This window comes from Sphingomonas populi, from assembly GCF_004208535.1.
Lineage (GTDB): Bacteria > Pseudomonadota > Alphaproteobacteria > Sphingomonadales > Sphingomonadaceae > Sphingomonas > Sphingomonas populi.
Map to the genome: position 1 here is coordinate 57,160 of NZ_SGIS01000023.1, position 25,069 is coordinate 82,228.

General features: G+C 64.9%; 26 protein-coding genes. 17 read left to right on the forward strand and 9 right to left on the reverse strand.

The genetic code is table 11. The features are described 5' to 3' along the window. The first annotated feature begins 8 nt into the window (after positions 1 to 8). The 4 genes from EWE75_RS15100 to EWE75_RS15115 are packed head-to-tail and all read left to right on the forward strand — an operon-like array spanning position 9 to position 2,218. Complete coding sequence (locus tag EWE75_RS15100; protein WP_231708365.1) at positions 9 to 467, forward strand: hotdog family protein; 459 nt, start codon at positions 9 to 11, stop codon at positions 465 to 467. Then, the gene (locus EWE75_RS15105; protein WP_130158948.1) at positions 464 to 853 is read left to right on the forward strand and encodes a MaoC family dehydratase; all 390 of its coding nucleotides are present in this window, start codon (positions 464 to 466) and stop codon (positions 851 to 853) included. The genes EWE75_RS15100 and EWE75_RS15105 overlap by 4 nt, the downstream gene beginning before the upstream one ends. Positions 854 to 872: 19 nt before the next feature. Further along, positions 873 to 1,385, forward strand: a complete 513-nt coding sequence (locus EWE75_RS15110) for a VOC family protein (RefSeq protein WP_231708366.1) — start codon at positions 873 to 875, stop codon at positions 1,383 to 1,385. Then, positions 1,382 to 2,218, forward strand: a complete 837-nt coding sequence (locus tag EWE75_RS15115; RefSeq protein WP_130158949.1) for an alpha/beta fold hydrolase — start codon at positions 1,382 to 1,384, stop codon at positions 2,216 to 2,218. Before EWE75_RS15110 ends, EWE75_RS15115 begins: the two co-directional genes overlap by 4 nt. A 225-nt stretch (positions 2,219 to 2,443) precedes the next feature. Here EWE75_RS15115 and EWE75_RS15120 read toward each other — a convergent pair whose 3' ends face one another. Further along, complete coding sequence (locus EWE75_RS15120) at positions 2,444 to 4,102, reverse strand: class I adenylate-forming enzyme family protein (protein ID WP_130158950.1); 1,659 nt, start codon at positions 4,100 to 4,102, stop codon at positions 2,444 to 2,446. 317 nt (positions 4,103 to 4,419) lie between these two features. On the opposite strand from EWE75_RS15120, the gene EWE75_RS15125 reads away from it, so the two are divergent. From EWE75_RS15125 to EWE75_RS15135, 3 genes are read left to right on the forward strand one after another with little or no spacing between them, the layout of a single operon-like run. Continuing rightward, positions 4,420 to 5,625 carry an acetyl-CoA C-acetyltransferase gene (locus EWE75_RS15125; RefSeq protein ID WP_130158951.1) on the forward strand — a complete coding sequence of 402 codons (1,206 nt, stop codon included), beginning with the start codon at positions 4,420 to 4,422 and terminating at the stop codon, positions 5,623 to 5,625. A 1-nt stretch (position 5,626) separates the two neighbouring features. Further along, positions 5,627 to 7,762, forward strand: a complete 2,136-nt coding sequence (locus EWE75_RS15130; RefSeq protein ID WP_130158952.1) for a 3-hydroxyacyl-CoA dehydrogenase NAD-binding domain-containing protein — start codon at positions 5,627 to 5,629, stop codon at positions 7,760 to 7,762. Continuing rightward, positions 7,762 to 8,919: an acyl-CoA dehydrogenase family protein gene (locus EWE75_RS15135; protein WP_130158953.1), complete on the forward strand. Its 1,158-nt coding sequence runs from the start codon at positions 7,762 to 7,764 to the stop codon at positions 8,917 to 8,919. Before EWE75_RS15130 ends, EWE75_RS15135 begins: the two co-directional genes overlap by 1 nt. A gap of 6 nt (positions 8,920 to 8,925) precedes the next feature. Here the strand turns inward: EWE75_RS15135 and EWE75_RS15140 are convergent, their stop codons facing one another. The 4 genes from EWE75_RS15140 to EWE75_RS15155 are packed head-to-tail and all read right to left on the reverse strand — an operon-like array spanning position 8,926 to position 12,713. Further along, on the reverse strand, positions 8,926 to 9,702 hold the full coding sequence (locus tag EWE75_RS15140) for an SDR family oxidoreductase (RefSeq protein WP_130158954.1): 777 nt from the start codon (positions 9,700 to 9,702) through the stop codon (positions 8,926 to 8,928). Beyond that, positions 9,699 to 10,685 (reverse strand): quinone oxidoreductase family protein, encoded by a 987-nt coding sequence (locus tag EWE75_RS15145; protein ID WP_231708367.1) that lies wholly within the window; start codon positions 10,683 to 10,685, stop codon positions 9,699 to 9,701. The genes EWE75_RS15140 and EWE75_RS15145 overlap by 4 nt, the downstream gene beginning before the upstream one ends. Positions 10,686 to 10,725: 40 nt before the next feature. Then, positions 10,726 to 11,550, reverse strand: coding sequence for an SDR family NAD(P)-dependent oxidoreductase (locus EWE75_RS15150; RefSeq protein WP_130158956.1), 825 nt, complete (start codon positions 11,548 to 11,550; stop codon positions 10,726 to 10,728). Continuing rightward, positions 11,550 to 12,713, reverse strand: coding sequence for an acyl-CoA dehydrogenase family protein (locus EWE75_RS15155; RefSeq protein WP_130158957.1), 1,164 nt, complete (start codon positions 12,711 to 12,713; stop codon positions 11,550 to 11,552). Before EWE75_RS15155 ends, EWE75_RS15150 begins: the two co-directional genes overlap by 1 nt. A 353-nt stretch (positions 12,714 to 13,066) precedes the next feature. Between EWE75_RS15155 and EWE75_RS15160 the strand changes: the two genes are divergently transcribed. Next, a complete protein-coding gene (locus EWE75_RS15160; protein WP_130158958.1) occupies positions 13,067 to 13,879 on the forward strand; it encodes a hypothetical protein in 813 nt (270 codons plus the stop codon). Positions 13,880 to 13,986: 107 nt separating this feature from the next. On the opposite strand, the gene EWE75_RS15165 is transcribed toward EWE75_RS15160, so the two are convergent. Together EWE75_RS15165 and EWE75_RS15170 are read right to left on the reverse strand one after the other, a co-directional pair. Beyond that, a complete protein-coding gene (locus EWE75_RS15165) occupies positions 13,987 to 14,370 on the reverse strand; it encodes a lysozyme inhibitor LprI family protein (protein ID WP_165388403.1) in 384 nt (127 codons plus the stop codon). A gap of 288 nt (positions 14,371 to 14,658) precedes the next feature. Continuing rightward, positions 14,659 to 15,318 (reverse strand): hypothetical protein, encoded by a 660-nt coding sequence (locus EWE75_RS15170; RefSeq protein WP_130158960.1) that lies wholly within the window; start codon positions 15,316 to 15,318, stop codon positions 14,659 to 14,661. A 338-nt stretch (positions 15,319 to 15,656) separates the two neighbouring features. Here EWE75_RS15170 and EWE75_RS15175 point away from each other — a divergent pair, with 338 nt between their 5' ends. Beyond that, positions 15,657 to 16,274 (forward strand): TetR/AcrR family transcriptional regulator, encoded by a 618-nt coding sequence (locus EWE75_RS15175; protein ID WP_130158961.1) that lies wholly within the window; start codon positions 15,657 to 15,659, stop codon positions 16,272 to 16,274. A gap of 52 nt (positions 16,275 to 16,326) precedes the next feature. On the opposite strand, the gene EWE75_RS15180 is transcribed toward EWE75_RS15175, so the two are convergent. Next, complete coding sequence (locus tag EWE75_RS15180) at positions 16,327 to 17,337, reverse strand: PASTA domain-containing protein (RefSeq protein ID WP_130158962.1); 1,011 nt, start codon at positions 17,335 to 17,337, stop codon at positions 16,327 to 16,329. A gap of 95 nt (positions 17,338 to 17,432) precedes the next feature. On the opposite strand from EWE75_RS15180, the gene EWE75_RS15185 reads away from it, so the two are divergent. The 8 genes from EWE75_RS15185 to EWE75_RS15220 all read left to right on the forward strand — a co-directional run bounded on the left by EWE75_RS15185 (position 17,433) and on the right by EWE75_RS15220 (position 23,381). Then, positions 17,433 to 18,506: a 3-oxoacyl-[acyl-carrier-protein] synthase III C-terminal domain-containing protein gene (locus EWE75_RS15185; RefSeq protein ID WP_165388404.1), complete on the forward strand. Its 1,074-nt coding sequence runs from the start codon at positions 17,433 to 17,435 to the stop codon at positions 18,504 to 18,506. Next, on the forward strand, positions 18,503 to 19,177 hold the full coding sequence (locus tag EWE75_RS15190; protein ID WP_130158964.1) for an iron-containing redox enzyme family protein: 675 nt from the start codon (positions 18,503 to 18,505) through the stop codon (positions 19,175 to 19,177). The genes EWE75_RS15185 and EWE75_RS15190 overlap by 4 nt, the downstream gene beginning before the upstream one ends. After that, positions 19,170 to 20,102 (forward strand): DUF6999 family protein, encoded by a 933-nt coding sequence (locus EWE75_RS15195; protein WP_206364779.1) that lies wholly within the window; start codon positions 19,170 to 19,172, stop codon positions 20,100 to 20,102. Before EWE75_RS15190 ends, EWE75_RS15195 begins: the two co-directional genes overlap by 8 nt. Continuing rightward, positions 20,102 to 20,527 (forward strand): hypothetical protein, encoded by a 426-nt coding sequence (locus EWE75_RS15200; RefSeq protein ID WP_130158965.1) that lies wholly within the window; start codon positions 20,102 to 20,104, stop codon positions 20,525 to 20,527. Before EWE75_RS15195 ends, EWE75_RS15200 begins: the two co-directional genes overlap by 1 nt. A gap of 8 nt (positions 20,528 to 20,535) precedes the next feature. After that, positions 20,536 to 21,159, forward strand: a complete 624-nt coding sequence (locus EWE75_RS15205) for a hypothetical protein (protein ID WP_130158966.1) — start codon at positions 20,536 to 20,538, stop codon at positions 21,157 to 21,159. A gap of 67 nt (positions 21,160 to 21,226) precedes the next feature. Further along, on the forward strand, positions 21,227 to 21,646 hold the full coding sequence (locus tag EWE75_RS15210) for a lysozyme inhibitor LprI family protein (RefSeq protein ID WP_130158967.1): 420 nt from the start codon (positions 21,227 to 21,229) through the stop codon (positions 21,644 to 21,646). A 163-nt stretch (positions 21,647 to 21,809) separates the two neighbouring features. Continuing rightward, entirely contained in the window at positions 21,810 to 22,610 is an 801-nt protein-coding gene (locus EWE75_RS25310; protein ID WP_206364780.1) for a hypothetical protein, read from the forward strand. Positions 22,611 to 22,736: 126 nt separating this feature from the next. Further along, positions 22,737 to 23,381 (forward strand): hypothetical protein, encoded by a 645-nt coding sequence (locus EWE75_RS15220; RefSeq protein WP_130158968.1) that lies wholly within the window; start codon positions 22,737 to 22,739, stop codon positions 23,379 to 23,381. Between the two features lie 40 nt (positions 23,382 to 23,421). Here the strand turns inward: EWE75_RS15220 and EWE75_RS15225 are convergent. Beyond that, positions 23,422 to 25,069: DUF4153 domain-containing protein (locus tag EWE75_RS15225; RefSeq protein ID WP_345789389.1), on the reverse strand; the 1,648-nt coding region annotated here is incomplete at its 5' end.

The window sequence follows — 25,069 nt, forward strand, 5'->3', positions numbered from 1 at the left end:
AGGTATCGATGATGGCGACCCTGCCCGATCTGCCGCCCCCGCCCGACGTTGCCGGCATGTCGCTCGACGGCACCGAGCCGTTCACGGTCGACGCCGCCGAGAACGCCGCCCTGTGCCGCTCGACGGGCGTCGAGCCAGCCGCTGATGGCAGCGCGCACCCGATCTATTATTTCATCGCCACCCAGGTCGGCATGGGCAAGACCGTCGCCGGGCTCTGCGCGGCGTGCGACTTCGATGTCGATGACGGACCGATGATGGGCAGTTCCGCCGTTCGCTTTGCGCGGCCGATTCGAATCGGCGAACCCTATCGGGTCAGCGGCGAAATCACCGGGCTGGTGCGCAAGCGCAGCCGCAAGCTGGGGGTGATGGACGTGCTCGACTACCGGCTCCGGCTGCACGATGCGGCGGGCGCGGTCATACTGGAGGCTGACAATATATGGGTATTGCCGCGCAAGGAGCTCGCATGACTGCAGTCGGTGATATCCTGCCCGAGTTCGTCGTCGATCCGGTCGATGCGGAGGCGATGAAGGAATGGGCGGTGTTCCTGCACGATCCCAATCCGATCCATCTCGATGCCACGGTGGTGCAGGCGAAGGGGCTCGGCGACCGGGTGATCAACCAGGGACCGGCCAATGTGGCCTATGTGATGAACATGCTGGCGGCGGCCTTTCCGGGCGCGACCCTCACCGCGATCGAGTCGCGATTCGTTGACAATGTCTATGCCGGCGAGCGTGTGGTCGCGAGCGGCGCCATCACCGCCATCGCCGACGGGGCGGTAACCTGCACGATCGCTCTGGTGGCCGGCGACGGCCGCCCGGTGATCACCGGCACCGCGTCGATGCGCCTTCCCTGATCCAACGAAAGGAAATTCCATGCCCAGCGGTCCATTCGCCCATGTCTGCCTGCTCGTGAAGGATATCGACACCGCCATTGCGGACTGGACCAAGATCCTCGGCGTGCTCGATCCGCGCGCGCTGGCCGAACCGATCGTCAAATATGACGAGTTCGAGGGCGGCGCCGACGCCGGCATGAAATGGGCGACCTTCGTCGCCAACCACACCACCGAGATCCAGTTCATCCAGCCTTCGCCCGGCACCCCGCTCGGCAAGCGGCTTGAGGAGAAGGGCGAGCACGTCCATCATCTCTGTTTCACCGTCGACGACGTGCCGGGCACGATGGCCAAGCTCGATGCCGAGGGGATCGCGGTGGTCAATGGCGGCCAGACCTACAACGATCCCGACATGCCGTGGCAGACCTGGAGCTGGGTCAGCCCGAAGAGCGCGCACGGCGTGCTGATCGAAGTCGCCAAGCCCTATGAGAGTCACGGCGACGGCAGATGGCATTCTTCGCCGGGCCGGTTTGCCGAGCCGGCCGCCGCTGAGTGAGCATCGGCGCGGACGGTATCGAGCGCGTAAGGTTACCGGGCGACGGGCTGACGCTGACGGCGGACGCGTTCGGCGATCCCGCCGCGCCGCTGGTGCTGTTCTTTCACGGCGGCGGGCAGAGCCGGCGGAGCTGGCGCGGCGCGGCGCGGCGGGTGGCGGATGCCGGCTATCGCGCGCTCAGCGTCGATCTGCGCGGGCATGGCGAAAGCGACTGGGCGGCGGACGGCGACTATGCACTCGACGCGATCGCGCGCGATGTCGAGGCGATCGTCGATAGCCTGGAGGGGTCGGTCGCGCTGGTTGGCGCGTCGCGCGGGGGGCAGGCGGCGTTCGTGGGCGGTGCGCGCCGGGCGGAGCGGGTGCGGTTGGTATTCTTGGCCGATGTCGCGCCGCGGATCGAGCACCGCGGCGTCGAGCGCATCCGTGGCTTCTTTCGCGCCAGCGCAGCCGGATTTGCAGACGTCGCAGAGGCGGCGGCGACGCTGGATACGCATCTCGGCCATCCCGGAACGAGCGATCCCGCCCGGCTCGGTAAGGTCTTGCGACGCGAGGGCGACCGGCTGTTCTGGCAATGGGACCCGCGCACGGTCGCGCCCGAATTTCTCAGCCCGCCTTCGGAAGGCGCGTTGATGGAGGCGATGGCGCGGACCATCACGGTGCCGGTGGTGATGGTCCGCGGTACGCTCAGCGACCTGGTGACCGAGGACGAAGCCGCCTATTTCCGCGAGATCACGCCGCATGTCGAGATTCTCGAGGCGCAAGGCGTGGGCCATATGCTCACCGGCGATCACAACGATGTTTTCGCGACGGCATTGCTCGATCATTTGGGATGATCGCACCCTGAGCGTCGTTGGCGGCAAAAGCCGCTTCATGCGCCGAAGTGTTTGCGATCGACGCCGCTGAGATCGAATGAGCAGGTCGGCGATTCCGAGGCGGATATCGCGCCGGTGGCGGGGTTCCTGGCGTCGGACATGGCACGCTATGTCAACGGTCGATGGCGGACAGCATGTGCCGCGCTACGATTCGCGGCCGCAGGTTCTTGGGGCACTGGAAGGCGCCTAATCGACGAGATTGAACTCCTCCATCAGCAGCGCGCGCAGCCGGAATTTCTGCACCTTCGACGCCGACATCGGCCATTCCTCGACGAAGCGCACCACCCGCGGCACCTTGAACGACGCGATTTCCTTGCGGCAATAGGCGATCAGATCATCCGCCGAGACCTCGGCCCCTTCGACCAGTCCGATGAACGCGGCGGGGACCTCGGAGAGCCGCGCGTCGGGAATGCCCACGACCTGCGCGAGCTGCACGCCGGGATAGCGCGCAAGCACCGCCTCCACCTCGGCCGCTGCGACATTCTCGCCGCCGACCTTTAGCATGTCCTTCATCCGGCCGTGGAACATGATATGGCCGTTCGCTTCAAGCGAGCCGATGTCGCCGCTGTGATACCAGCCGTCGCCGTCCAGCGCCTCTGCGGTCTTGTCGGGGTCCTTGTAATAGCCCTCGAACAGGCTGTAGCCGCGGATCAGCACTTCGCCTTGCTCGCCGGTCGGCAGGTCCGCGCCGGTTTCGCGATCGACGATCCGCAGTTCGATGCCGGCCAACGGATGACCGAGTCGGGAAAAGCCCAGCGCCGGGTCCATGCCTGGGCCGCCGGTCGCGACCACGCCGCACGCCTCGCTCATCCCGAAGGTCCCGACCTGCATCGTGCCCGGCATCGCCTGCGCGAAGGCCGTACCGACGCTGGCCGGCATCGCCGCGAAACAACTGTTCATAACCCGCACGCTCGACAAGTCGGTGGTCGAGAAATCTGGATGGTGGAGCATCGCCTGGAGGAAGGTGACGAAGGGGAGGAAGACTATCGTGGCCCGCTCGCGCTCGATCGCGCGCAGGCTCTCGCCCGGGTCGAAGCGCTCGTGGCCGATGAAGGTGCCGCCCGCGTCGATGCTGGAGAGCAGCGCGGAGAGCGCGGCGACATGGAACAGCGGCAGCGGCGACCAGACCCGCTCGCCTTGGCGATACTGCCAGCGTTCGCGGCCCAGGTTGATGCTGTTGCGGACCATCGCCTCGTGGGTGATCAGACATCCCTTGGGATTGGACGAGGTGCCCGAAGTATAGAGGATCATGCCCACGTCACGGATGCGGACGGCCGCGCGGGCGTCGTCGATGGCGGTCTCGGGAACCTGTTCCGCGAGCGCCCGGAACTGCGCCGCGTCGATGCAGCCCGGCGCAAGGTCGGACCCGAGCAGGACGATGTTGCGCAGGAAGGGCACGCCGTCGATCGCCAGCGCGAGCGGATCGGCCGCGTCGGCGATCACCGGGAACGCCTCGGTCAACCGCTGGCTGAAGTCGAGCGCGTCCGCCACCGCGCCGGTGGTGACGATCGTCACGACGTCGGCGTTGCGCGTGACATAGGCGAGTTCGCTCGGCCGATAGCGTGCGTTGATCAGCACCGCCACCGCGCCGCACAAGGCGACCGCGAAGAAGGCGTCGATGAAGTCCAGCCCGTTCGGCAGCAACAGCCCGACGTGGTCGCCGCGTTTCACGCCGAGCGCCTTCAGGCCGCGGGCGATATCGGTCGCGCCCTTCACTAGCTCGGCATAACTCCGGCGCGCGTCGCCGAAGACGACGGCGGTCGCCTCGGGATCGCGATCGGCCGCTTTCAACAGCAGATCGGCGAAGGTGGTTGCTTCGATGCGGACGGGGAGGCGACTATCCATGCGCCGTTGTCGCGGCGCGGCGCGGTTCCTGCTCCTATCCTGCGACAGGGACCATACGCTCATGCCGCCATCGCGCGAAATGTAATCGATGTCGGCCGAGTATTCGCTGTAGCTGCCCCACCGATCGCGCTCGACGTGCTCAACCACCACCGCTGGCGGACCGCCAAGACGCTGATCGACGCGATTGGCGCCTCCGAACTCGGGCAGGTGCTCCTCTTTCGGCGAAGGCCGGTTGAAGAGCCGTCATCGCTCCCTGCCACCCGATAGGTGGCAGCGCGCCGGTCGTGCCGTGATGGGCGGGGTGGAAGTGAGGATCTATGGCTGAAGCATTTATCTATGATCACGCGCGCACCCCCCGCGGTCGCGGGCGCGCCGACGGATCGTTGCACGAGATCACTGCGGTGGAAGTCGCCGCGACGCCGCTGCGGGCTCTGGCTGCGCGCAACGGGCTGGACACCAGTCTGATCGACGACGTGGTCTATGGTTGCGCGCAGCCGGTGGGCGAGCAGGGCGGCAATATCGGCCGCGCCGCGGTGCTTGCCGCAGACTATGACGAAAGCGTCGCGGGGCAGCAGGTGCATCGATTCTGCGCCTCCGCGCTCGAAGCGGTCAACAATGCCGCAGCGCAGGTGATGACCGGCGCTGCGGACGCGGCGATCGGCGGCGGGGTCGAATGCCTGTCACGCACCTATATCGGTGCCGACACGGGGGCGTGGTCGGCCGATCCTTGGCGCAGCTATCACGGCCATTTCGCGCCGCAGGGGATCGGCGCCGACCTGATCGCGACGCTCGACGGCTTCAGCCGCGAAGATGTCGATGCCTATTCGGTCGAGAGCCAACGCCGCGCCGCCCACGCCCAGCGCTCCGGCTGGTTCGACCGCTCGATCGTGCCGGTGCTCGACGTGATCGGCCAGACCGTGCTCGACAAGGACGAATTTCTGCGGCCCAACACGACGATGGACTCGCTGGCCGCGCTCAAGCCCGCCTTCGCGCAGATGGGTGAGATGGCCTGGGATGCGGCGGCGCTGCAACGCTATCCGCAGGTCGAGACGATCAATCATGTCCACACAGGGGGCAATTCGAGCGGGATCGTCGATGGCGCCGCAGCGGTGCTGCTGGGCAGTGCTGCATTCGGCACGGCGAGCGGGATGAAGCCGCGCGCGCGAATCCGCGCGTTCACCAACATCGGCTCCGAGCCGACGATTATGCTGACCGCGCCCGCTGACGTGTCGAACAAGCTGCTCAAGCGCGCAGGCATGACCACCGCCGACATCGACCTGTTCGAGATCAACGAGGCGTTCGCCAGCGTGGTGCTGCGCTTTATCAAATATCTCGAGCTTGATCCCGAAAAGGTGAACGTCGCCGGTGGGGCGATCGCGCTCGGGCATCCGCTGGGCGCGACGGGGGCGATGATCCTCGGCACCGTGCTCGACGAGCTCGAGCGGCGCGATCTCAACACCGCGCTCATCACGCTGTGCGCCGGAAACGGCCTCGGCACCGCAACGATCATTGAACGGGTCTGACATGGCACAGTATCTGACGACGCAAACTGCCGATGGCGTGCTGACGCTCACGCTGGACGCGCAAGGCGCTGCGGTGAACACCGTGTCGCCTGAATGGATCGAGGCGGTGACCGCGGCGATCGAGGCGGCCAAGGCGGATACCGCAGTGAGCGGCATCGTGATCACCTCGGCCAAGCCGGGCTTCATGGCCGGCGCCGACCTCAACTATATTCTCGAACACGGCAAGGCGATGCAGCCCGCCGAAGCCTTCGCGTTCAGCCAGCGTGCGACGCGGCTGCACCGCCTGATCGAGACGTGCGGCAAGCCGGTGGTCGCGGCGATGACCGGCTTCGCGCTTGGCGGCGGCTACGAGCTGGCGCTGGCCTGCACCTACCGTATCCTCGCCGACGATCCGAAGGCTGTCGTGGGCCTGCCCGAGGTCAATGTCGGGCTGCTGCCCGGCTCGGGTGGCACCCAGCGCCTGCCGCGAATGGTGGGCGTGCAGAAGGCGCTGGAGGTATTGCTCGAAGGTAGGAGCTATCCGCCGCTGGAAGCGCTCCGTCTGGGGTTAGTCGATCTGGTGGAGCCTGTCGGCGACGTCCTTGCGGCTGCGAAGGCTTGGCTCGCGACCAACCCGGATCCCGTGCGCACCTGGGACAAAAAGGGGTTCTCGATTCCAGAATCGGACGGGCTGCTCAAGCAGACCACAGCCGGCTACTTCACCGTCGCCACCGCCAAGCTGCGGGCGAAATACGGCGACAATTACCCCGCGCCGATCGCGATCCTGACCTGCGTGTTCGAAGGTGTGCAGGTGCCGCTCGACAAGGGGCTGCTGGTCGAGAGCCGCCACTTCGCCCACCTGATCACCGATCCGGTCAGCCGCAACATCATCCGCACCACGTTCGTCAACAAGGGCGCGGCCGAGAAGGGCGCGCGCCGGCCGGTGGGGGTGCCGAAGGCGACGGTCGCCAAGGTCGGCATCCTGGGCGCCGGGATGATGGGCGCGGGGATCGCCTATGTTTCGGCCAAGGCGGGGATCGACGTGGTGTTGCTCGACGCCAGCCTGGCAGCGGCTGAGAAGGGCAAGGCCTATTCGGCCAGAATTCTCGCCAAGGAGGTTGAGAAGGGCCGCACCTCGCAGGACAAGGCGGATGCGTTGCTCGCGCGGATCACGCCGACGGTCGATTACGCCGATCTCGCCGGGGTGGATCTGGTGGTCGAGGCGGTGTTCGAGGATACCGCGATCAAGGCCGACGTGACGCGGCAGGCCCAGACGGTGATCGGCGACACGGCGGTGTTTGCGTCAAACACCTCGACCCTGCCAATCACCCAACTCGCCGAAGCGTTTGCACGTCCCGAAGATTTCATCGGTCTGCACTTCTTCTCTCCCGTTGAGCGGATGGCGCTGGTCGAAGTGATCTTAGGCCGCAAAACGCGGCCCGAGGCGCTGGCGCGCGCGCTCGATTACGTCGCGCAGATCCGCAAGACGCCGATCGTCGTCAACGACAGCCGCGGTTTCTACACCAGCCGCGTGTTCCAGACCTTCATCCATGAAGGGATGGAGCTCCTGCGCGAAGGCGTGTCGCCGGCGCTGATCGAAAATGCCGCCCGACAGGCTGGAATGCCGGTCGGCCCGCTCGCGGTGACCGACGAGGTGACGCTTGAGCTGCCGATCAAGATCGTACGCCAGACCGAAAGCGAAGATCCGGATTTCCGACGCCCGACCTCGATGGAGGTGATGGAGACGATGGTCGACACGCTCGGGCGCCCCGGTCGCCGGGGCGGCGGCGGGTTTTACGATTATCCCGAGGGCGGCAGGAAGCGGCTGTGGCCGGGCCTGGCCGAGCATTTCCCGCCCGCCGCAGTCCAGCCGTCGCCAGCCGAGGTCAAGAAGCGGCTGCTCTACATTCAGGCGCTGGAGACCGCGCGTTGCCTGGAGGAACAGGTGCTGACCCACCCGGCCGACGGCGACCTCGGCAGCGTGCTGGGCTGGGGCTTCCCGAGCTGGGCGGGGGGCACGCTGTCCTTGATCGAGACGGTGGGACTGCCCGAATTCGTCGCCGATTGCGACCGCATGGCGCAGGCATATGGCACACGCTTCGCGCCGACCGATAAGCTCCGCGCGATGGCGGACGCAGGCAAGGGGTTCGACTGGTAATGCGCCGCCTGATCTTCGAGCCCGAGCACGAGCAGTTCCGCGATACCGTCCGCGCCTTCATGCTGGCCGAGGTCGCGCCCCATGCAGAGGCCTGGCGCGAGGCGGGGATGGTCGATCGGAGCGTGTATGAGAAGGCGGGCGCGGCGGGGCTATTGTGCACCTGGGCCGACGAGCGCCACGGCGGCGCGGGGATCGATGATTTCCGCTTCGAGCAGATCGTGATCGAGGAGAACATGCGCCACGGCGACATCGGCTTCTACATCAACCTGCACAACGACCTCGTCGCGCCGTATATCGCCAAGTTGGGAACGCGCGAGCAGCAGGACCGGCTGATGCCGGGAATCGTCGATGGCACCTGCATCCTCGCGGTGGCGATGACCGAACCGAGCACCGGCAGCGATTTGGCCGGCATGAAGACCCGCGCCGAAGACAAGGGCGACCATTGGCTGCTCAACGGCGCCAAGACCTATATCTCCAACGGTATCCTGTCCGATCTGATCGTCGTTGCGGCGCGTACCGATCCCACCAAGCCGCATGGAATGACGTTGTTCCTAGTCGAGCGCGGCATGGCGGGGTTCGAGCGCGGGCGCAAACTCGCCAAGATGGGGCTCAAGAGTCAGGATACGGCCGAGCTGTTCTTCACCGACGTGAAGATTCCGCCCGAGAACGTGCTCGGCGAGCCCGGGCAGGGGTTTCGCTACCTCGCGCGCTTCCTCGCACAGGAGCGGCTGGTCGCCGCGATCGGCTTCATGGCGACCGCGCAGACCGCGTTCGATCTCACGCTGACCTACGTCAAGGAACGCCGTGCCTTCGGAAAGCCGATCGGCGCGTTCCAGAACACCCGCTTCAAGATGGCCGAGATGCGCGCCGAGCTCGATTCGCTGCAGACCTATGTCGACCAGTGCGTGTTGCTGCTCAACGCCGGTGAACTGACCGCTGAGGATGCGTCCTCAGCCAAGCTGCTGTCGAGCGAGCTGGAGGCGCGGGTAATGGACGCCTGCGTCCAGTTCCACGGGGGTGCCGGCTATATGGATGAATATCGGATCAGCCGCATGTACAGCGACGCGCGGATCAGCCGGATCTTCGCCGGCACGTCGGAGATCATGAAGGAGATCATCGGCCGCGGCCTGGGGCTGGACGAACGCAAGATGAACTGAGCGGCTCTAGCTGGCGCCGACGATGCCGCCGTCGACCGGCAGTTGCACGCCTGTTACATAGGCGCCAGCGCGCGAGCACAGGAACACGATCACGCCGGCAATGTCGTCTGGGCGACCAAGCCGCCCGGCCGGGATGTGCGCCAGTGTCTGCGGATCGACGCGATCGTCGTCGCGCAGATGCGCGGTCATCTTCGTCGGGAAGAAGCCGGGGACAACGGCATTGACGGTGATGTGCCGCGCGGCAAGATCGCTCGCCAGGTCGCGGGTCAGCATGTGGATCGCCGCCTTGCTTGCGGCATAGCTATAGGCCTGCAGCCGTTCCGGTCGCATCCCCGCGACTGAACCGATATTGACGATCCGCGCGGGGTCGTCGGCATCCGAGCTGCGCTCGAGCAGCGGGAGGAGTTCGCGAACGAGGGTAAAGGGTGTCTGGACGTTGACCGCCATCACCCCAGGCCAAGCGCTATCGGGGAAGCTCTCGATCGCGCCGCCCCAGGTCTTGCCTGCATTGTTGACCAGGATGTGCAGCGAATCGTGATCGCCCGCGTAGCGCGCGGCAAGCTCGGCGGCGGCCTGCGGGGTCTCCAGATTGACCGGATAGGCGGTGCAAGAGCCGATCGCCGCCATCTCGTCGGCCGCGCGCGCCGCGACGTCTGCCTTGCGTGAGGTGATCGCGACCTGTGCGCCGGCGCGCAGCAGGCCTTCGGCGATCATCCGCCCGAGCCCCTGCGCGCCGCCGGTCACCAATGCGCGCTTTCCGGTGAGGTCGAACAGGCCAGTCACATCGTCACCACGATCTTTCCGAAGCTATGCTTGTCCTGAAGATGGAGCAGTGCCTCCTTGGCCTGCGCGAGCGGGAAGCTGCGCTCGATCACCGGTTTGATCTTATGGGCGTCGACGAAGGCCAGCATGTCGCGGAAATCCTGCGGATCGCCGACCTGGGTGCCGACGATGCTAGCGCTCTTGAGGAAGATGTCGGTCGCGTTGAACGTGATCTCATTGCCCGCGGTCGATCCGTAGATCACGATCCGCGCGCCCGGTTTGATCGCGCGTACATAGTTGGCGAAGCTTGGTGAAGGCGCGCCGTCCAGCACCACGTCGATGCCGCCGGTCAGCTTGCCGACCTGCCTGCGCCATTCCGGGTCGGTATAGAGCAGTCCGCCCTTCGCCCCCATCGAGACCGCGCGATCGATCACGTCCTGGCTCTCGGCCGTGACATAGACATTCGCGCCCAAAGCGACCGCGAAGGCGAGCCCGAAGGTCGCCACCCCGCCGCCGACGCCCGAGATGAGGAGCGTGTCGCCAGCCTTCAGCTTGCCCTTGAACATCAGCGCGCGCCAGGCGGTGAGGCCCGTCAGCGGCATGGCGCCGGCTTCCTCAAAGGTCATATGCGCGGGCTTGGGGGCGAGATTTTCTGCCGGTACGACGATATAGTCCGCGATCGTGCCAGAAAAGGGCATCCCCAGCAGCCCGAAGTCGGCGGCGGGAGCGTCGCGATCCGGCCCCCAGTTGCGGCCGGGATAGAGCACGACTTCCGCGCCGAGCGTCGCGTCCGAGACGCCTTCCCCCAACGCGTCGACCGTTCCCGCGCCATCGCAGCCCAGCGTCGCCGGCAGCTTCATGCCCGGGTACATGCCGCGGGTGATGAACAGTTCGCGATGGTTGATCGAAGCCGCCGCCAGTTTCACGCGCACCTCGCCCGGCCCGGGCTCGGGCACCGGCATCTCCTCAAGGGCGACGGCCTCGGGGCCGTCGGTCGATGTCATGCCAAGCGCCTTCATATCCGTCCCTCTTCGATTCCGCAGATCACAGGCGGTAGCCCCCGCCACAGATGAGTATTTCGCCGCTGATATATCCCGCCTCTGGAAGGCACAGCAGATAGACCGCGCCGGCGGCGTCTTCGGGCGTGCCGGCGCGCGCCAGCGGGATCGCGGATTCGGCCGCCGCCAGCAGCTCGGCGCTCATCCCCACCTTGATCGCGCGACCGTCGATATCGATCGATCCGTCACCCGCGCCGCTCGCGGTCAGCCGGGTCGAGATGACCCCGAAGGCGATCGCGTTGACGGTCGTGTTGTACCGGCCCCATTCCTTCGAAAGGGTACGGGTCAGCCCGACGATCCCCGCCTTGCCAGCAGCATATCCGGCCTGACCCGAATTGCCGCCGAGGCCGGCGATCGACGAGACGTTGACCACGCTGCGCCGGCGCATCCCTCCTTCGGCAGCTTCGCGCTTGGCGGCGGCGCTGATGACAGGCTGGGCGGCGCGCAGCACGCGGAACGGCGCAGTGAGATGGATGCCGAGCATCGCCTCCCACTGGTCGTCGCTGGTCTTCTGGATGACGGAATCCCAGGTGTAGCCGGCATTGTTGACGATGATGTCCAGTCCGCCGAACGCATCGACCGCAGTCGCGACGAAGCGCTCCGCGAAGCCTTCGCCCAGGACATCACCAGTGCAGGTGACGGCGCGGCCGCCGGCTTGCGCGATGGCGTGCGCGACCTCATCCGCAGGCTCTACGTCGCGATCGTTGACGACCACCGCCGCGCCCGAGGCGGCGAGCTTGAGCGCGATCGCCCGCCCGATGCCGCGACCGGCGCCCGATACGATCGCCACCTGCCCGTCGAGCGTTCCCATCAGAATGACCGCGGCAGGCCGAGGCTCTCGGCGATCCCGTTCCTGACCATCTCGTTGGTGATCGGTCCGATCCGCCACAGCCGGCTGTCGCGCCAGTAACGCTGCATATCGGTCTCGGCCGAATAGCCCATGCCGCCGAGGATCTGGATGCCGAGATCGGCAGACTTGTTGGCGTTTTCCGATGCGACCAGCTTGACCATGTTCGATTCCAGCCCGCATTCCTGGCCGGTCGTCATCTTCCAGGCGGCATAGTTCATCAGCAATTCGGTGGTAGTACGCATCGTCGCGATATCGGCGACATAATGCTGCAGCGCCTGGAACTGCCCGATCACCTTACCGAACGCCTTGCGCTCTTTCATATAGGACAGCGCATCTTCAAGCACACCGTCGATCACGCCCAGGCAGAAGGCGCCGACCATGATGCGTTCGTTGTTGAGCGTCGGCAGCAGGGTGTACCAGGCCTTGTCGGGCGTGCCGAGCACGTCCTCGTCGGCGACGAACGCGTTTTCCATGTGGACGGTGCACGATCCCATCGACCGCATCCCCAGCTTGGCGAGCGGGGTGATCTTCACGCCCTCCTGCTGCGCCGGCATCCAGAACAAGGTGAGGCCCTGATGCTTTTTCTCGACCGTCTTGTCGGTGCGCGCGAGCACCAGCAGCCGGTCGGCGACGTGCGCCGACGAGCTCCAGATTTTCTCGCCGCTGACCAGCCAGCCGCCATCGGTGCGTTCCGCGGTGGTCCGCATCCCGCCCAGCAGGTCGGTGCCGCCCGACGGTTCGGTAAAGGCGATCGCGGCCTTCAGCTTGCCGGTTGCGATGTCGGGCAGATACTTACGCTTCTGCTCCTCGGTGCCGTAGATGCCGATGGATTTGGACCCCGCGAACGAGGTTATTCCCCAGATCCACGCCAGCCCGCCAAGCGAGCGGGCGAGTTCGCGCGCCAACACCATCTGCATCTGCACGTCGCCGCCCTGGCCACCATATTCCTCGGGGATGCCGATGCCGTGAAAACCGGCCTCGGTGAATTTGTCCCACAAAGCGAACGGATAATTATGCTCGTCGGCCTCGAGTTCGCGCGCCCAGCTCTTCGGCACTTCGCTTTCTACCCAGCGGTGCGCGATGTCGCGAAACGCTTCGTGTTCCTCGGAAAGGCCGAAATCCATGTAAAGTCACTCCATGTCGGGATCGAGTCCCCAATGGCAGCGCACCTCCGCGCCGTTACCTATCGGCGGACAGGGCTCGACGATGGCGACCGGCTAAAGCGGAGCACGATGCTCGCGCTTGTCGTGTCTTCCCCGGCATCAACGGATAGATGATCCGGCGTCAACCGCACCCGCAAAGGCTACGGGCAAGTGACTGAAGATGCGCGTTGGTTTGACGTCTCCGTCGAAGTCCGCGATGGGATCGTCAACGATTATGCGACCAGTGCCAACCGTTGTGACGCGCTGATCAGATACCGCGGTTCGGGATGGGGCGGGTGCCTTTTCGTTTCGTTTTCACAAGGAAAGAGGCGTGTATGCGTTTACGGTATTTGCCAATGGTGTGCATGGCTGCACTTGCCGCTTGCGGCGGAACATCTGACACCAAGGGCGATGCGTCGAAAAGGCAGTCGGCCGGGGAAGGCGCAAAAGAAGCGGTCGCCACCGCGCCGGCGAGGCGATTGACGCCGTTCGTCCAGGCAAACGATCCGGCTTTCGTCCTGCTGCCGGAACGCGGCGCTGATGCTGGCGCGTTCGTTCCAGCGGGCTGGACCGTGGTAAAATCCGCCAAGGCCGATTTCAACAAGGATGGCCACCAAGACGTGATGCTGGTTCTGCGTCAGCAGGATCAGGCGAAGATCAAGCCGCTGAACGAAGGCTCGGACCAAACCCTCGACAGCAACCCTTACAGGATCGCCGTGGCTTTCTTCGATCCTGTTACCCGCGATTATGCTCTGGTGGCGGAAGATCACACTCTGATCCCGCGGAACGACAACCCTCGGTTTGATGACCCTTTCAACGACGCGAAGACCGGAAAGGGCGTATTCGTCGTGGGCTTGTCCCGGTTCGCCAACATGGGCAGTTGGAGTACAGAGAGCCGATCCTTGACGTTCCGGTATCAGGACGGGGCGTTTCGGTTGATCGGGCTGGATTGCACGGAAAGCGAGCGCAACACGGGTGCGTACACCAGGCGCAGTCTGAATTATCTGACTCATCGCATGGAGGTCGAAATCGGCACCGTGGAGGACGAAGGGCCGGGCAAGGTGACCTGGCGGGATCTGCCCGGGACACGCCTTCACACGTTGAACGAGATCGGTGACGGGCTGGATTTCAAGATTCCAGACGCCTGATCCCGGTCACGCCCGTTGAGGACAGACGATCGCATTGCCTATACCGGCTCATTCGCCGGTCATCCTCCCTGCTGGCAGGAGGAATGGCCGGCGGCTTTGGGTGGAGCTTAGCGCTTGGGCGGATAGTCTTTCAGCCAGATGGTGCGTTTGATCGTCTCGTCCAGAATGCAACTGCTGTAGATGATGCCGGACGCCGAGCCGCCGCCCGCCTCGTCCGCCGCTTCCCGGCACCGTTCGTCGCGTCGCTTGATCCAGTTGCGCTCGGATGTGCGCAGCGCGGCCTGTTGACGCGCAGGCAGCCGTGCCATCACCGTCTTGTACGCTTGGTTGAGGCGAGCATTCTGGAGCGTATTCTCTGCACCAGTGCAGTCCATGATGCCGGACGTGATGCCCTGCGCCGCATCCCCGCTTTCCATGCAGTGATTGAAGCTGGGAGAATAGGCTGCCTCGACCTCGGCCTTCGTTTGGGCGAGCACGGGAGAGCTCGCCACGATTGTCGCTATCGCTGCGATCCGCCAGATCTTTATCATTCATACCTCCGATAGACGTCATACGAATTCTATAGCTCAGCATTGCGCCGAGGCGCGCCACATACCGTACCCCGCCTCAATTCACCGCGTTGAGGTAAGCATGCCATGCTTGTGACCGGCACCATTCTCGCCGCCAAAAACGCCGCTCCGGCCCGCCGCCGCGTCCAGAAGGCAGAGCGTCGCATGGGATATCCTTTCGGTGATGATGAACGACGTCGGCATGTGCTCAAAAGATCGTGAACGATTGCGTCACTGGCTGGAGGTGTATTGGCCACAATCGGGTAGCGGCGCGTCTGGCTTGTACGCGCCGCTGGCCGGATCGAAGCTCAAGGTCCGCCGATAGGAACAGTCACGGTCGCTCACCCATATCAAGTCGCTTTTCTTCAGCGGCGGTAGCGATAGAGAATCGGCGTTACGCGAGACACCGCGCGGAAACGATTGTGCCTTGGCGGTATATGTCAGCGTCGGCGGGCCAGACTTCGCGGGCTGCGCCACGGCGAGTTGGCCGTCGAACTCATATTGGTCGTGGCAAGCACCGGCACGGGCTTTCGTGTCCTTGTCGGAAAAGCAGGCACGGATCATCAGGTCGGTTTTCCACGGCACGCTCAGCACCACGCGCGGCGCTTCGCCCGTGCGAATGTGCAGCAGGCGCAGCGTCGTCATTTCGCCGCCACCCCCCGAATACATGACGGACTCCCGCGCCTGCACCGCGACGGTCGCGCTGCCATCCGCCAGCCGCAGCAGGCTGGGCAGTGGTGAGAGTTGGAGGCCGTCGTCCGCAGCATCCGGCATCCAGCGTCCCCCTTCCTTGCCATTGGCGGTGACGATCAGCGGTCCGTTCTTGCCGTCCACTGCCACGCACCACACATGATCGCGGCTGCACAGCGCCGCGTCCGAGGAGTTCGTCATCAACGGTTCGAATCCCGGAAATGTCGCGGCCGGTGGCGAAGTTGCACCCGTTGCCGCCACAGCAAGGATTGGAAGCAAGGCAAGCTTGCGATGGCTTGTCGCGATTATGAACTCTCTCCGCCAAAATGGGGACTGTTTGGTCTAAACGCATCGGGCAATTGCCCGCTTGCCCGGGCGTGGGGTGCCGCGAGCGCAGCGACGGCAGCGGTTGGCGCCAGCCACGGAGCAGATTTGAAAAATACCATTTTCGCCTCCTACCCGCACGCGGTAGCGGATTTATAGACGGCGTTCAATTGTTTAAATCGACGGCGGATAATAACCCGTTTATGGTGTAAAAAATGGGAAGACGGTCCGATCATTCACGCCCCGAAATCGAGCAGATGTTGTTGTCGGAAGGGCATAAGCATCTGGCAGAAGTAGGCTTCGCCCGGTTCTCCGCGCGCGAGGTCGCCAAACGGATCGGCTATTCGATCGGCACGCTCTACAATGTGTTCGGCACCTACGATCGCTTCCTCGTGGCGCTCAACACGCGCACGTTCCAGCTCTGGGCAAAGGAATTGCGCGCCGAACTCGACGCATGCGGAGGGGACCGTATCCGCTGCCTCGTCGAAAGCTATTTTCGTTTCGCGCGGGCGAACCGCAACGTGTGGCTTGCGATCTACGACCACCATCTCCCCGCAGACTTCGTGATGCCTGAAGAGCAGGACTGGCTGCGCGGCGAACTGACGCATATCGTCGTCCGCGAAGTGGCCGCCGCGCTGCCGGAAGCGGTGAAGCCGCAAGCGCCGACCTTGGCCCGCTCCCTGTTGGCGTCTGTGCACGGACATTGCGTATTCGATATTGCTGGCAGCTTTGCACTGATGGGCCAGCGCGAGCCGGTCGAGATGGCGCTCGCCCGCGTGCGGGACACGCTGACGATGGCTGCGCGCGACGGTGAGGAGAGCCGCGCTCAATAGCGCTGCTCCGCCAGCCGCGCTGCAAATGCGGTTGCGGTGCAGTCCAATACCGTCACTTGGCGTTCGCTTTCGTCTGACATTGCACCGCATAGTCCGCCACCGGCAGATCACCGTCGCCGACTGTCGTCACGCCCAATGTCCCGGCCGAGCCAGCATAGTCGAACCGACAGAATCCGAAGCCGGTGCCGCTGCAATCATCCACCTCGGTGAAGCCCTGTTTGACGAGATCGGCAATGGCATAGCCGGTCTCATCCGCCGTGCGGTTTCGGGTGACGGGCTTCCAGCCATGTTGCGCCAACAGGGTGCGTGCTTTGGCGATCGGCATTCCATACAGATTGGGAACTTGCGCCGCGCCGTCGCACACCAGATCCTGTTTCGCCATCGGGCCTACGGTGATAGCGCGGTTGCCGTCAGCCCGGATATCCGCGAGCGGTTGCGACAGGAAATCGCCGTCCCAAAGCCTCGCGTCCTGCCCGCCGCGTTGCTCGACTCTTGCGATAGACCGGCGCGCGCCCGGCTCCATCCAGGCAAGGGCGATCAGCTTATCACCGTGGAAAAAGCCGATATTGCCCTTTTCAAGCAAGCATGATCCGCTGGTTCCGCGTTCCATCTTGCCGACGAAGCTGACGGCGCGGTAGCCGCCGATCTGCGCCTCGCCCGTCACGGCCCAGCCTCGGCCAGCCACTTCGCGCCCTGCCGGGGATTCCGGCTTGCTGAAGAGATGCTCGCAGCCGTCACGGGCAGCGGCGCTTGCCGGGGCCGACGGCAGTACCTGAACGGACGTCAGCATCAGTCCGGGGACACCGCTCACCAGATGCGGCGGCTGATCGACCCTTGTCGCCTTTGCGGGGCTGGTTCCGGTCGCCGTCGGCGTGGTGTCGGCAGGTTGTGGCGAGCAGGCGGAGCCCGTCAGCAACACGGCGAGGGTGACGAGGCGAATGGACATGCGGTCTTCCTTGGATACGGTGCGGGCGGAAGCGTTGCAAAAATGAGCTTTTTCAAACTCGTCGGTATCGTTTGAGTTGCCAGCGCGGATGTTGTGGAATATATTGAACGGTGTCAATATGATTTCCGCCAGACCAAAACGGAGTCTCCATGCGCGCTTTCATCACCGCCAGCGGCCAATGTCTGCCTGGTTCGCCGGTGGGTAACGCCGCTATGGCAGACCATATAGGCCGGCTGTCGGAGCGCTGCGAGCGTGAAGGCCGGCTGGCGCTGCGGCAGAACGGCATCCGTAGCCGTCACTATGCGATGGACGCCAATGGCCGGACGGACTGGACGGTCGCCCGGCTCGCTGCGGGGGCGGTTGCCGATATCCTGGATCGCGCGGAGATCGACCGATCGAGGATAGGCTATCTCGCCACCGCGACGACCCAGAACGACATCATGGTGCCGGGGTTGGCCAGTCTGGTGCATGGCGAAAGCGGCTTGCCGCCGTTGGAAGTCTCCAGCCACCAGAGCGTGTGCGCGTCTTCGATGATGGCGCTGAAAGGCGCGGCGCTTCAGATATCGGCAGGCGAGCATCGTGCGGCGCTGGCTGTCGGGGCGGAATTCGCCAGCCGCTATTTTCGACCCGGCCATTATGCGGAGACGGATACGCTGTCCGCCGACGGCACGCTGCCGCGCGACGCGGCGTTCCTGCGCTGGACGCTGAGCGACGGCGCGGCCGGCGTGCTGGTGGAGGACCGGCCCGCCGGGCGGGGTCTGTCGCTCGCGATCGACTGGATCTCGCTGCGATCCTTTGCTGATCGCTTCGCCCCGTGCATGACCGGCGGGGCAATGGCCGGCGCGGATGGTACGCTGACGCCCTGGAGTCATGCGGACACCATCGGCGATGCGGCCCGGCGCGGCGCATTCCAGCTTCGGCAGGATATGGACGCGCTGCACCGGATGCTGCCGGTCTGGCTTGGCGAATTGATGCGTCTGGTTGACGAGGGGCGGGTGGCCGTTGACGAGGTCGACTGGTTCCTGTGCCATTTCTCCGCGAAATCGCTTCGGGAGGAAATGGTGCGCCTCGCCACCCGTGCCGGCTGCATGATCCCGGAAGAACGGTGGTTCACCAACCTTTACGAGAAGGGCAATGTCGGCGCGGCATCGCCGTTCCTGCTGATCGACGACCTGCTGCGTTCGGGGCGGTTGCGCGCGGGACAGCGCATCCTCTGTGCGGTCCCGGAGAGCGGGCAATGCATAATGGCATACGCATTGATGACCGTAGTGGAAGGACCGCAATGAGCGACGGCCGCAGCCTGCATGTCGAGGCCGCCCAGCGTGGGCTGGCGCGCGTCTGGATCGATTTCGAAAGCGCGCTGGCGACGGTGCCGGTGATCGCGCGGCTGCTGGGCGGGCGCCTCAGGATCGAGGATTATCGCAGCCTGTTGTTCAATCTGCGTCAGCAGGTGGTGGAGGGTGGGCGCTGGATCAGCCGGGCAGCGTCCAACCTGTCGCATGAGGAACTGCGCTCGCTGTTCATCCGCCACGCCGCCGCAGAGCATCGCGACTATCGGTTGCTGGAGGACAATTATGTCGCGGCAGGTGGTGACCGCGATGTCATTCGCAGCGGCGCGAAGAATATCGGGTCGGAGGCGCTGTCCGCATTCATGTTTCATGCCGCTTCGCGGGCAGAACCCGTTGGCATGCTTGGTGCGATGTTTGTGATCGAGGGGTTGGGAAACCGGCTGGCGGGACCGTGGGCGGCGGCGATCCGCGACCAACTTGGGCTTGGCGAGGATGCGGTCAGCTTCCTGGCCTATCATGGCGAGAATGACGCCGATCATCTTGCCATGTTTGACGATGCCCTTGCGCTGGCGGTGACGGACGAAGCGGTCGCCGTGGATGTCGTACGCCATGCGAAGGTCGTCGCGCGGCTCTACCGGCTGCAGCTTGAGGAACTGGACAATGTCTGACCTCCCCGACCTTCCCGCGCGAAACGGGCCTGCCGCCTTGCCCACCGGCCTGACCTTGGCCGATTGGGATCACAACGATCCTGATCCGTGGCTGGCGCTGATGATGGATCGGTCGCTGCCGATCGACCCGGTCGCCAAGCTGGCGCTGGTGCGCGACCAGCGCTCGCGCAGCCGACAGTTCCTGCTGCCGCTGGTGCGGCCGTTCGCGCGGCTGGCCATCATCGTCGCGCAGTTGGTCCACACGGTCAGCCCACGCTGGCCGCACGCGCCGCGATTCCTGCACAATAGCATCGCCTTCGGGATGCGGTGGTTCCTGACGCCCGACGCGAATATGCTGATCCTGCGGCACTTCCATCTTGGCGCGCAGATCCTGCGCTTCATCGCCGACAATGCGACACCGGGCTTTCGCCCGACGCTTTGGCCGATGCAGCCGCGCACCATCGCCGATGTGCGCGATGACCTGTTCCTGCGTCACGATCTCAACATCTACAATTTCCTGATCGCGCTCAACGCCGAACTGGACCGGCGGGGAACCGCGATCGGGCGGGTGGATACGCTCGACTTTTCGGCGATCGAGGATGAGGTCGCGCTCGATCCGCTACCGGCGGGGCGGGGGAACGTGATCGACCTGCAAACCGCGATCGAACTGTATACGCCCGCTTATGCGATGCTGCTGACCGATCGGGATTTCTGGCGCGCCACCAACTCGCTCCAGTTCGATGAGACGATCGGGCTGTATTTCGCCCGGCTGACTGGCGAGGAAAAGCATCTGGCGATGGTCGTCAACGGCCACCCGCTGGTTCCGCATTCGACGCTGCGTGCGGGCTTTCGGCTGGTGCTGCACGGGCTGTCGACCGAATTGCTGCACGGCTTCCTGCGCGAATTGAAGGCGAAGGATGCCGCAACGACAGGAGTATCCCGATAATGCGCGTAATCGCTGCGATCCTGATGTCCCTGGGGCTTGTCTCGCCGGCTGTGGCGGGTGCGGGCGGGCCACCCCCGCTCAGCGCCTATGTCGGGCACCCGCCGTTCGAGCGCGTTGCCGGTGTCACCTTCCTCGAACATCCCGCAGTACGCGCCGCCGTGCGGCGCGCGGTCGCCGACCCCAAGGTGCGGAAATGGCTGCTTGTCGCCAGCAGCAGCCCGTCGCCGCCGATCTTCCTGAAAGACGGGGCGATCGTGTCGAGCGGCTGCCAATGGCACGGCTGCGACCGGCGCAATTGGGCGATCCTGATCGACCCGAACGGGCGGCGCGCGCAGGTCTGCTATTATACCGGCGGCGACGGTGCGCGCTGGTATGCGGGCGACGGGCGCTCGGCGATGCGGGCCGAAGAATGTCCGTCCGAATGAGGGGACTCATGTCGCCGCTCGCCGCGCTGGCCATGACGCTCCAGCCTGTCGCCGCCGTCTCCGCGCCGAAAGTGCTGCGCCCGCCTGCGCGCGCGACACGCTGCGAGCTGGGCGGATGGACCGCGCCGCTGGTCAACAAACCCATCCCCGTCCGTGCTGCGCCGAGGGCGGATGCGCGCGTGCTCGGCACGCTGCCCACCGCCACTCCGCCCGCAACCTCGCCGGATGACATCTACCCGGTCGGTTTCTCGATCATCGGCGCCCGCGATGGCTGGTTGAAGATTTCCGACGCCAGCGACGCCATGAACGAGGCGCATGCTCGCCCGGTCTTCGGTGGTGTGGGCTGGATCGAAGGGGGCACGGCCCGCCTCGGCATCCAGTCGGGTCGCGGCTATGCCCGCCCCGATATCCACAGTAAAAAGTTGCTGGACCTCGAAGGCGGCTGGCTGGCCGATCGAGGTTGGATCGTCGGGCTCGCCGGCTGCTCGGGAAAATGGGTGCTGGTCGATTATCGGCTGCATAGCCCCAAGGGTACATTGGAGCGTCTGCCGATGAAGCCGTACCGCGCATGGTTTCGCGGCGCCTGCGCCGCATCCGAGACGACCTGCGACATGCCGTCGGTCGATCGTTAACCCGGCACTGCCGTCACCCACGCGATGAAGCAGCGGGGAAGTCAATCGAAGGGATATCAGCTTGTCCATGCCACTGACACTCATTCTTCTCGCCCTTGCTTCCACTGCGCCGCAGCAGACGGCGCGCCCTGCGGATGCATTCGGGCGCTGCCTGAAGGATTCGTCCTCGATGCTAAGCGACGCGCAATGTTACGCCACCGAGCAGGAGCGGCTTGAGGCGGAGCAGAAGACTCTGCTCGACACGCTGTCCGCGCGACTGAAGCGGCCCGGGCCGCCCGCGAGCGATTACGCCGCTGCGGCGGCCGCCTTGGCGAAGGCGCAGGCGGCGTGGAGCGCCTATAAGGATGCCGACTGCGAGATCATCGACCATGTGTTCGGTGACGGTAACGCGGCGGGCCTCGCTGGCGGAACCTGCCTCATCGATCATTATCGGACACGCAATGCCGTGCTGCGCGCCTGGCTGGATGAGTATCTTTCCGATCATTGACGCGCACGCCGGCACGAGGCTGTTGAAGGCGTTCGAATGGTCGCAGAAATCAACTTTACCACCATTGTATCGGTTCAAAGCATTGGTTGTGAACGATGCTCGATACTAAAATGTTATTACGTCGCCGTTGAATCCGAGCGGCACGTCAGAGAGGAGTAGTTCGGTGCGTACAACCCAAGACAATCCTTCCCACACCTGCAACCGACAGCCGAAGGACACATGGCGTGCGGTCTTGCTGGCAGGCCCGATCATGTCCTGTCTGTCGATCTTCGCGCTGCCTTCAGATGCGCAAGCCCAGACCTTTGCCTGCAACGGCACGCAGCCGGGCCAGCGGATGATCGGTATGGCGCCGGGCGGGCAGGGTTTGGCACCTACTCCGCTCTGTGCGCGCGATGACTCGTCGGCCAGCCCGGCGGCGGAGGACAAGCCGAGCGATCCTGCCGGCAACATGGCCGCCGCGGTGATGGCCATGTCGAAAATCATGCTTCAGGACGCGGTGCGGATGACCGACGATCCGTTGTATTTACGCCTTCGCGACGGATATTGGCAGTATTTCAAGCCCGCCCCCGGCGTGAAGCGGGGCGATTATTGCATGGCCGCTTATGGTACGCTGGACGGCATCATCACGCTTGCCGGCCCCGGTGATGACTACCGGGGCGCGATGCTGTCGCTCACCGGAACCCAGTTGCCCCGTCCGAAGACGCAAAGCCTGATTACGGTCACGCTGGACGACGGCGATGGCAATCCGAGCACGGTGCGCGCCATCAACTATGCGCAGTCCGGCACCAAGCTGGGAACGATAGCCTTCGCCGTCCCGAGCGCGGATGCGATGTTGGGCGGAATGAAGGACACGACGCACTACAGGCTGACGTTTGGCAAGAACCAGGCCTTCGAAATCGGCTGGAAAAATGGCGACGAGGCGCGTCGGAAGCTGAAGCAATGCGTTTCGGGCGGCGGAGCGTGATGCCGGAACGGCGCGATCACCGTCGTAACCGGCGCGTGCTTCAATGAAATTCTGACCGTTGCATTTGCTTGCCCGAGGAGAGGCACTTCATCGGTCACCACCGCAGAGAAAGTGTAGGGCGGTGCAATGAACCAGACGTATATCACCCTTCTGCTCGGAGCAGGAGCAGGCCTCGCTGTGTTCGCCAGACGTGTCTTCAAAAACGGCCGTGAGGCCGGCGCAAAACCAGCAGCGTCGCCATCGGTGGATTTTTCCTATCATCCGGGTGAGCCGGAAGGCTACGCCGGCTTCACGGATCACCACGCGATGCTGCAAACCCTTACCGATGACCTCGTTGAGCGTGACACGGAATGGCAATTCAGGACGATCGGATTCGCCAAAGGGTTTTTGAACGCGGTGTTGGCCAGGGCTGGTGATTTGGGAAATGCGCAGGGCGTATTCCGTGTGCTCGACGCGAAGGAGGGCGACGCGGAAGCGATCGAATGGATGGTCCTCATGCAGACGGAAGGAACGGATACCGCCGCTCCATCCACATCAAATCTTAATTCCGCACTTCAAAGGGTGGCATCTGACATTTGCGCCAATGGACCATGCCGCGTGAAATACTGGGATCAGATCCCGGAAGATCGCGACGACGCGCCCGCCGAGCCGGGAATTTCGCCTGGGAGGTTGATCGAACTGGCAAGCCTGATGCACGATGCGGAACGACGCGGCGCGCTCTTGGGAGGCGGCGCTCAACGCCTGTCCTTGGATACACTGCAAGCCGTTTGAGCAGGAGCGGGGCCACCATGCGATAGCGCGAAAAGCGCAATCATTCGAACGGCTCTCCGACCGGCTGGCCAGCCAGGAATATCTGCCGCCGCGTCACTGTCCGCATCTCGACCTCGCCCCGGTCGAAAGCCGCCTTGGCGGTCTCGGAGAGTTGGGCGGCTCCCGATGGCGCCTGCACCCATTGCGCGGTCTTCGATGCGTCCCGGGCCTCGCGCCAGAGATGGACGCGGACGCCATTGACGATCACCGCTTCGTGCCCGCCAGCTTGCATCAGGACGGCGCAGCGATCGTAGGTGAAGCAGGCATCATAATGGGGCAACCGTGCCCGCAGGCCGGGCGGCAGCGCCGCGCCGCGCGGCAGGACGATCAGCCGGCTTTCATCGATGCTGGTCGGCTCGCCGGTTGGCAAAAATCGGCTTGGCGTGGTCATGGCCAAGGCGGTCGCGGCGCCGACACGGATACGCTTGTCCGGGCTGTTCAGCGCGTACCAGCGGGTCGCCGCTTCGCCCGACCGACCGAAGTCGAACCGTAACGCGGTCCAGTCGAACGCTTCCGGCGATACCGTGCCGCTTTCCAGGCGGGCCAGTTGGTCGCGGGTGGACAGGCGGCCGAATGCGACCAGTGGCGTGGCGAGCAGCAGCGCCACGCCGCCCACGCCGATCGCCAATCGCAAATTGTCCCGTCTGATGTCCGCCGCCAGGCCGGTTCGCCGCCGCACCAGTGCGACGGCGTAAGCGGTGCCATACGCACAAGCGAGCATGACGAACGTCAGCGCCCACAGCCGGTCGGGGCTGAGTCCGTGCTGATGGATACGCAGCCCGGTCGAGATGGCCGCGATGATTCCCAACGGGAGCATCGTCCCCGCCAGCACCATCGCACTGGCGCGCAGGACGGGCTGCCGTGGTTCATGCGTCTGCGTGTCACCGATCACCGCATTTGTCAGGATAAGCGCGGCGGCGATGCAACACAGCAGGATCGGCGTCGTCGCGCGGGTCGCTTCCCACATCGGCGCCAGCCCGGTGAACGGCAGCGCGGCGAGAAACACCAAGAGTCCGGCGGCCAGCACCGGCGCCAGCATCGCGAGTATTGTCGTGACGACCCGTTGGAGCAGCGTCAGCACCGTGACCCGGTCGCGCAGCAGCCCGATCGCACCGCCCAGCGCGGCCCCGGTCAGCAGATAGACCATCCAGCCCTCACCGAGCAGCCTGCGCAGGCCGCCAAGCCCGATCAGCGCGAACAACTCCCCGAGCAGTAGTGCCAGCATCCAGACCACCGCCACGAACACCCACGCGGCGAACCACCGCACGATGCCGGTCCAGGCATGGCGATGGACCACAGGGTAGGGCAGGCGCGGGGTCCCGTCGCGCTGCCACGTTTGAAACACTGGGACAGCGATAGCGATGGCCAACAGGGCGCTGACGATCGGCCACACATCCGACGATGATCCCCTTCCGGCAGGGATGTTCCACCATGTCACAAGCCCCAGGATCGTGCCGGTCGCGGCCGCGAAAGCGACCGCGCGGATGACCGCGCCGCGCTCCACGACGAAGCCGGCGACCAATGAGCTGCTGCCGCTTCCGTGGACACCGAGATAAGGTGTTTTTGGAACCGGAGGATGGAGATGCAACGACGGAAGTTCAGCCGCGAGTTCAAGCTCGAGGCGGTGAAGCTGGTGCGGGAACGCGGGG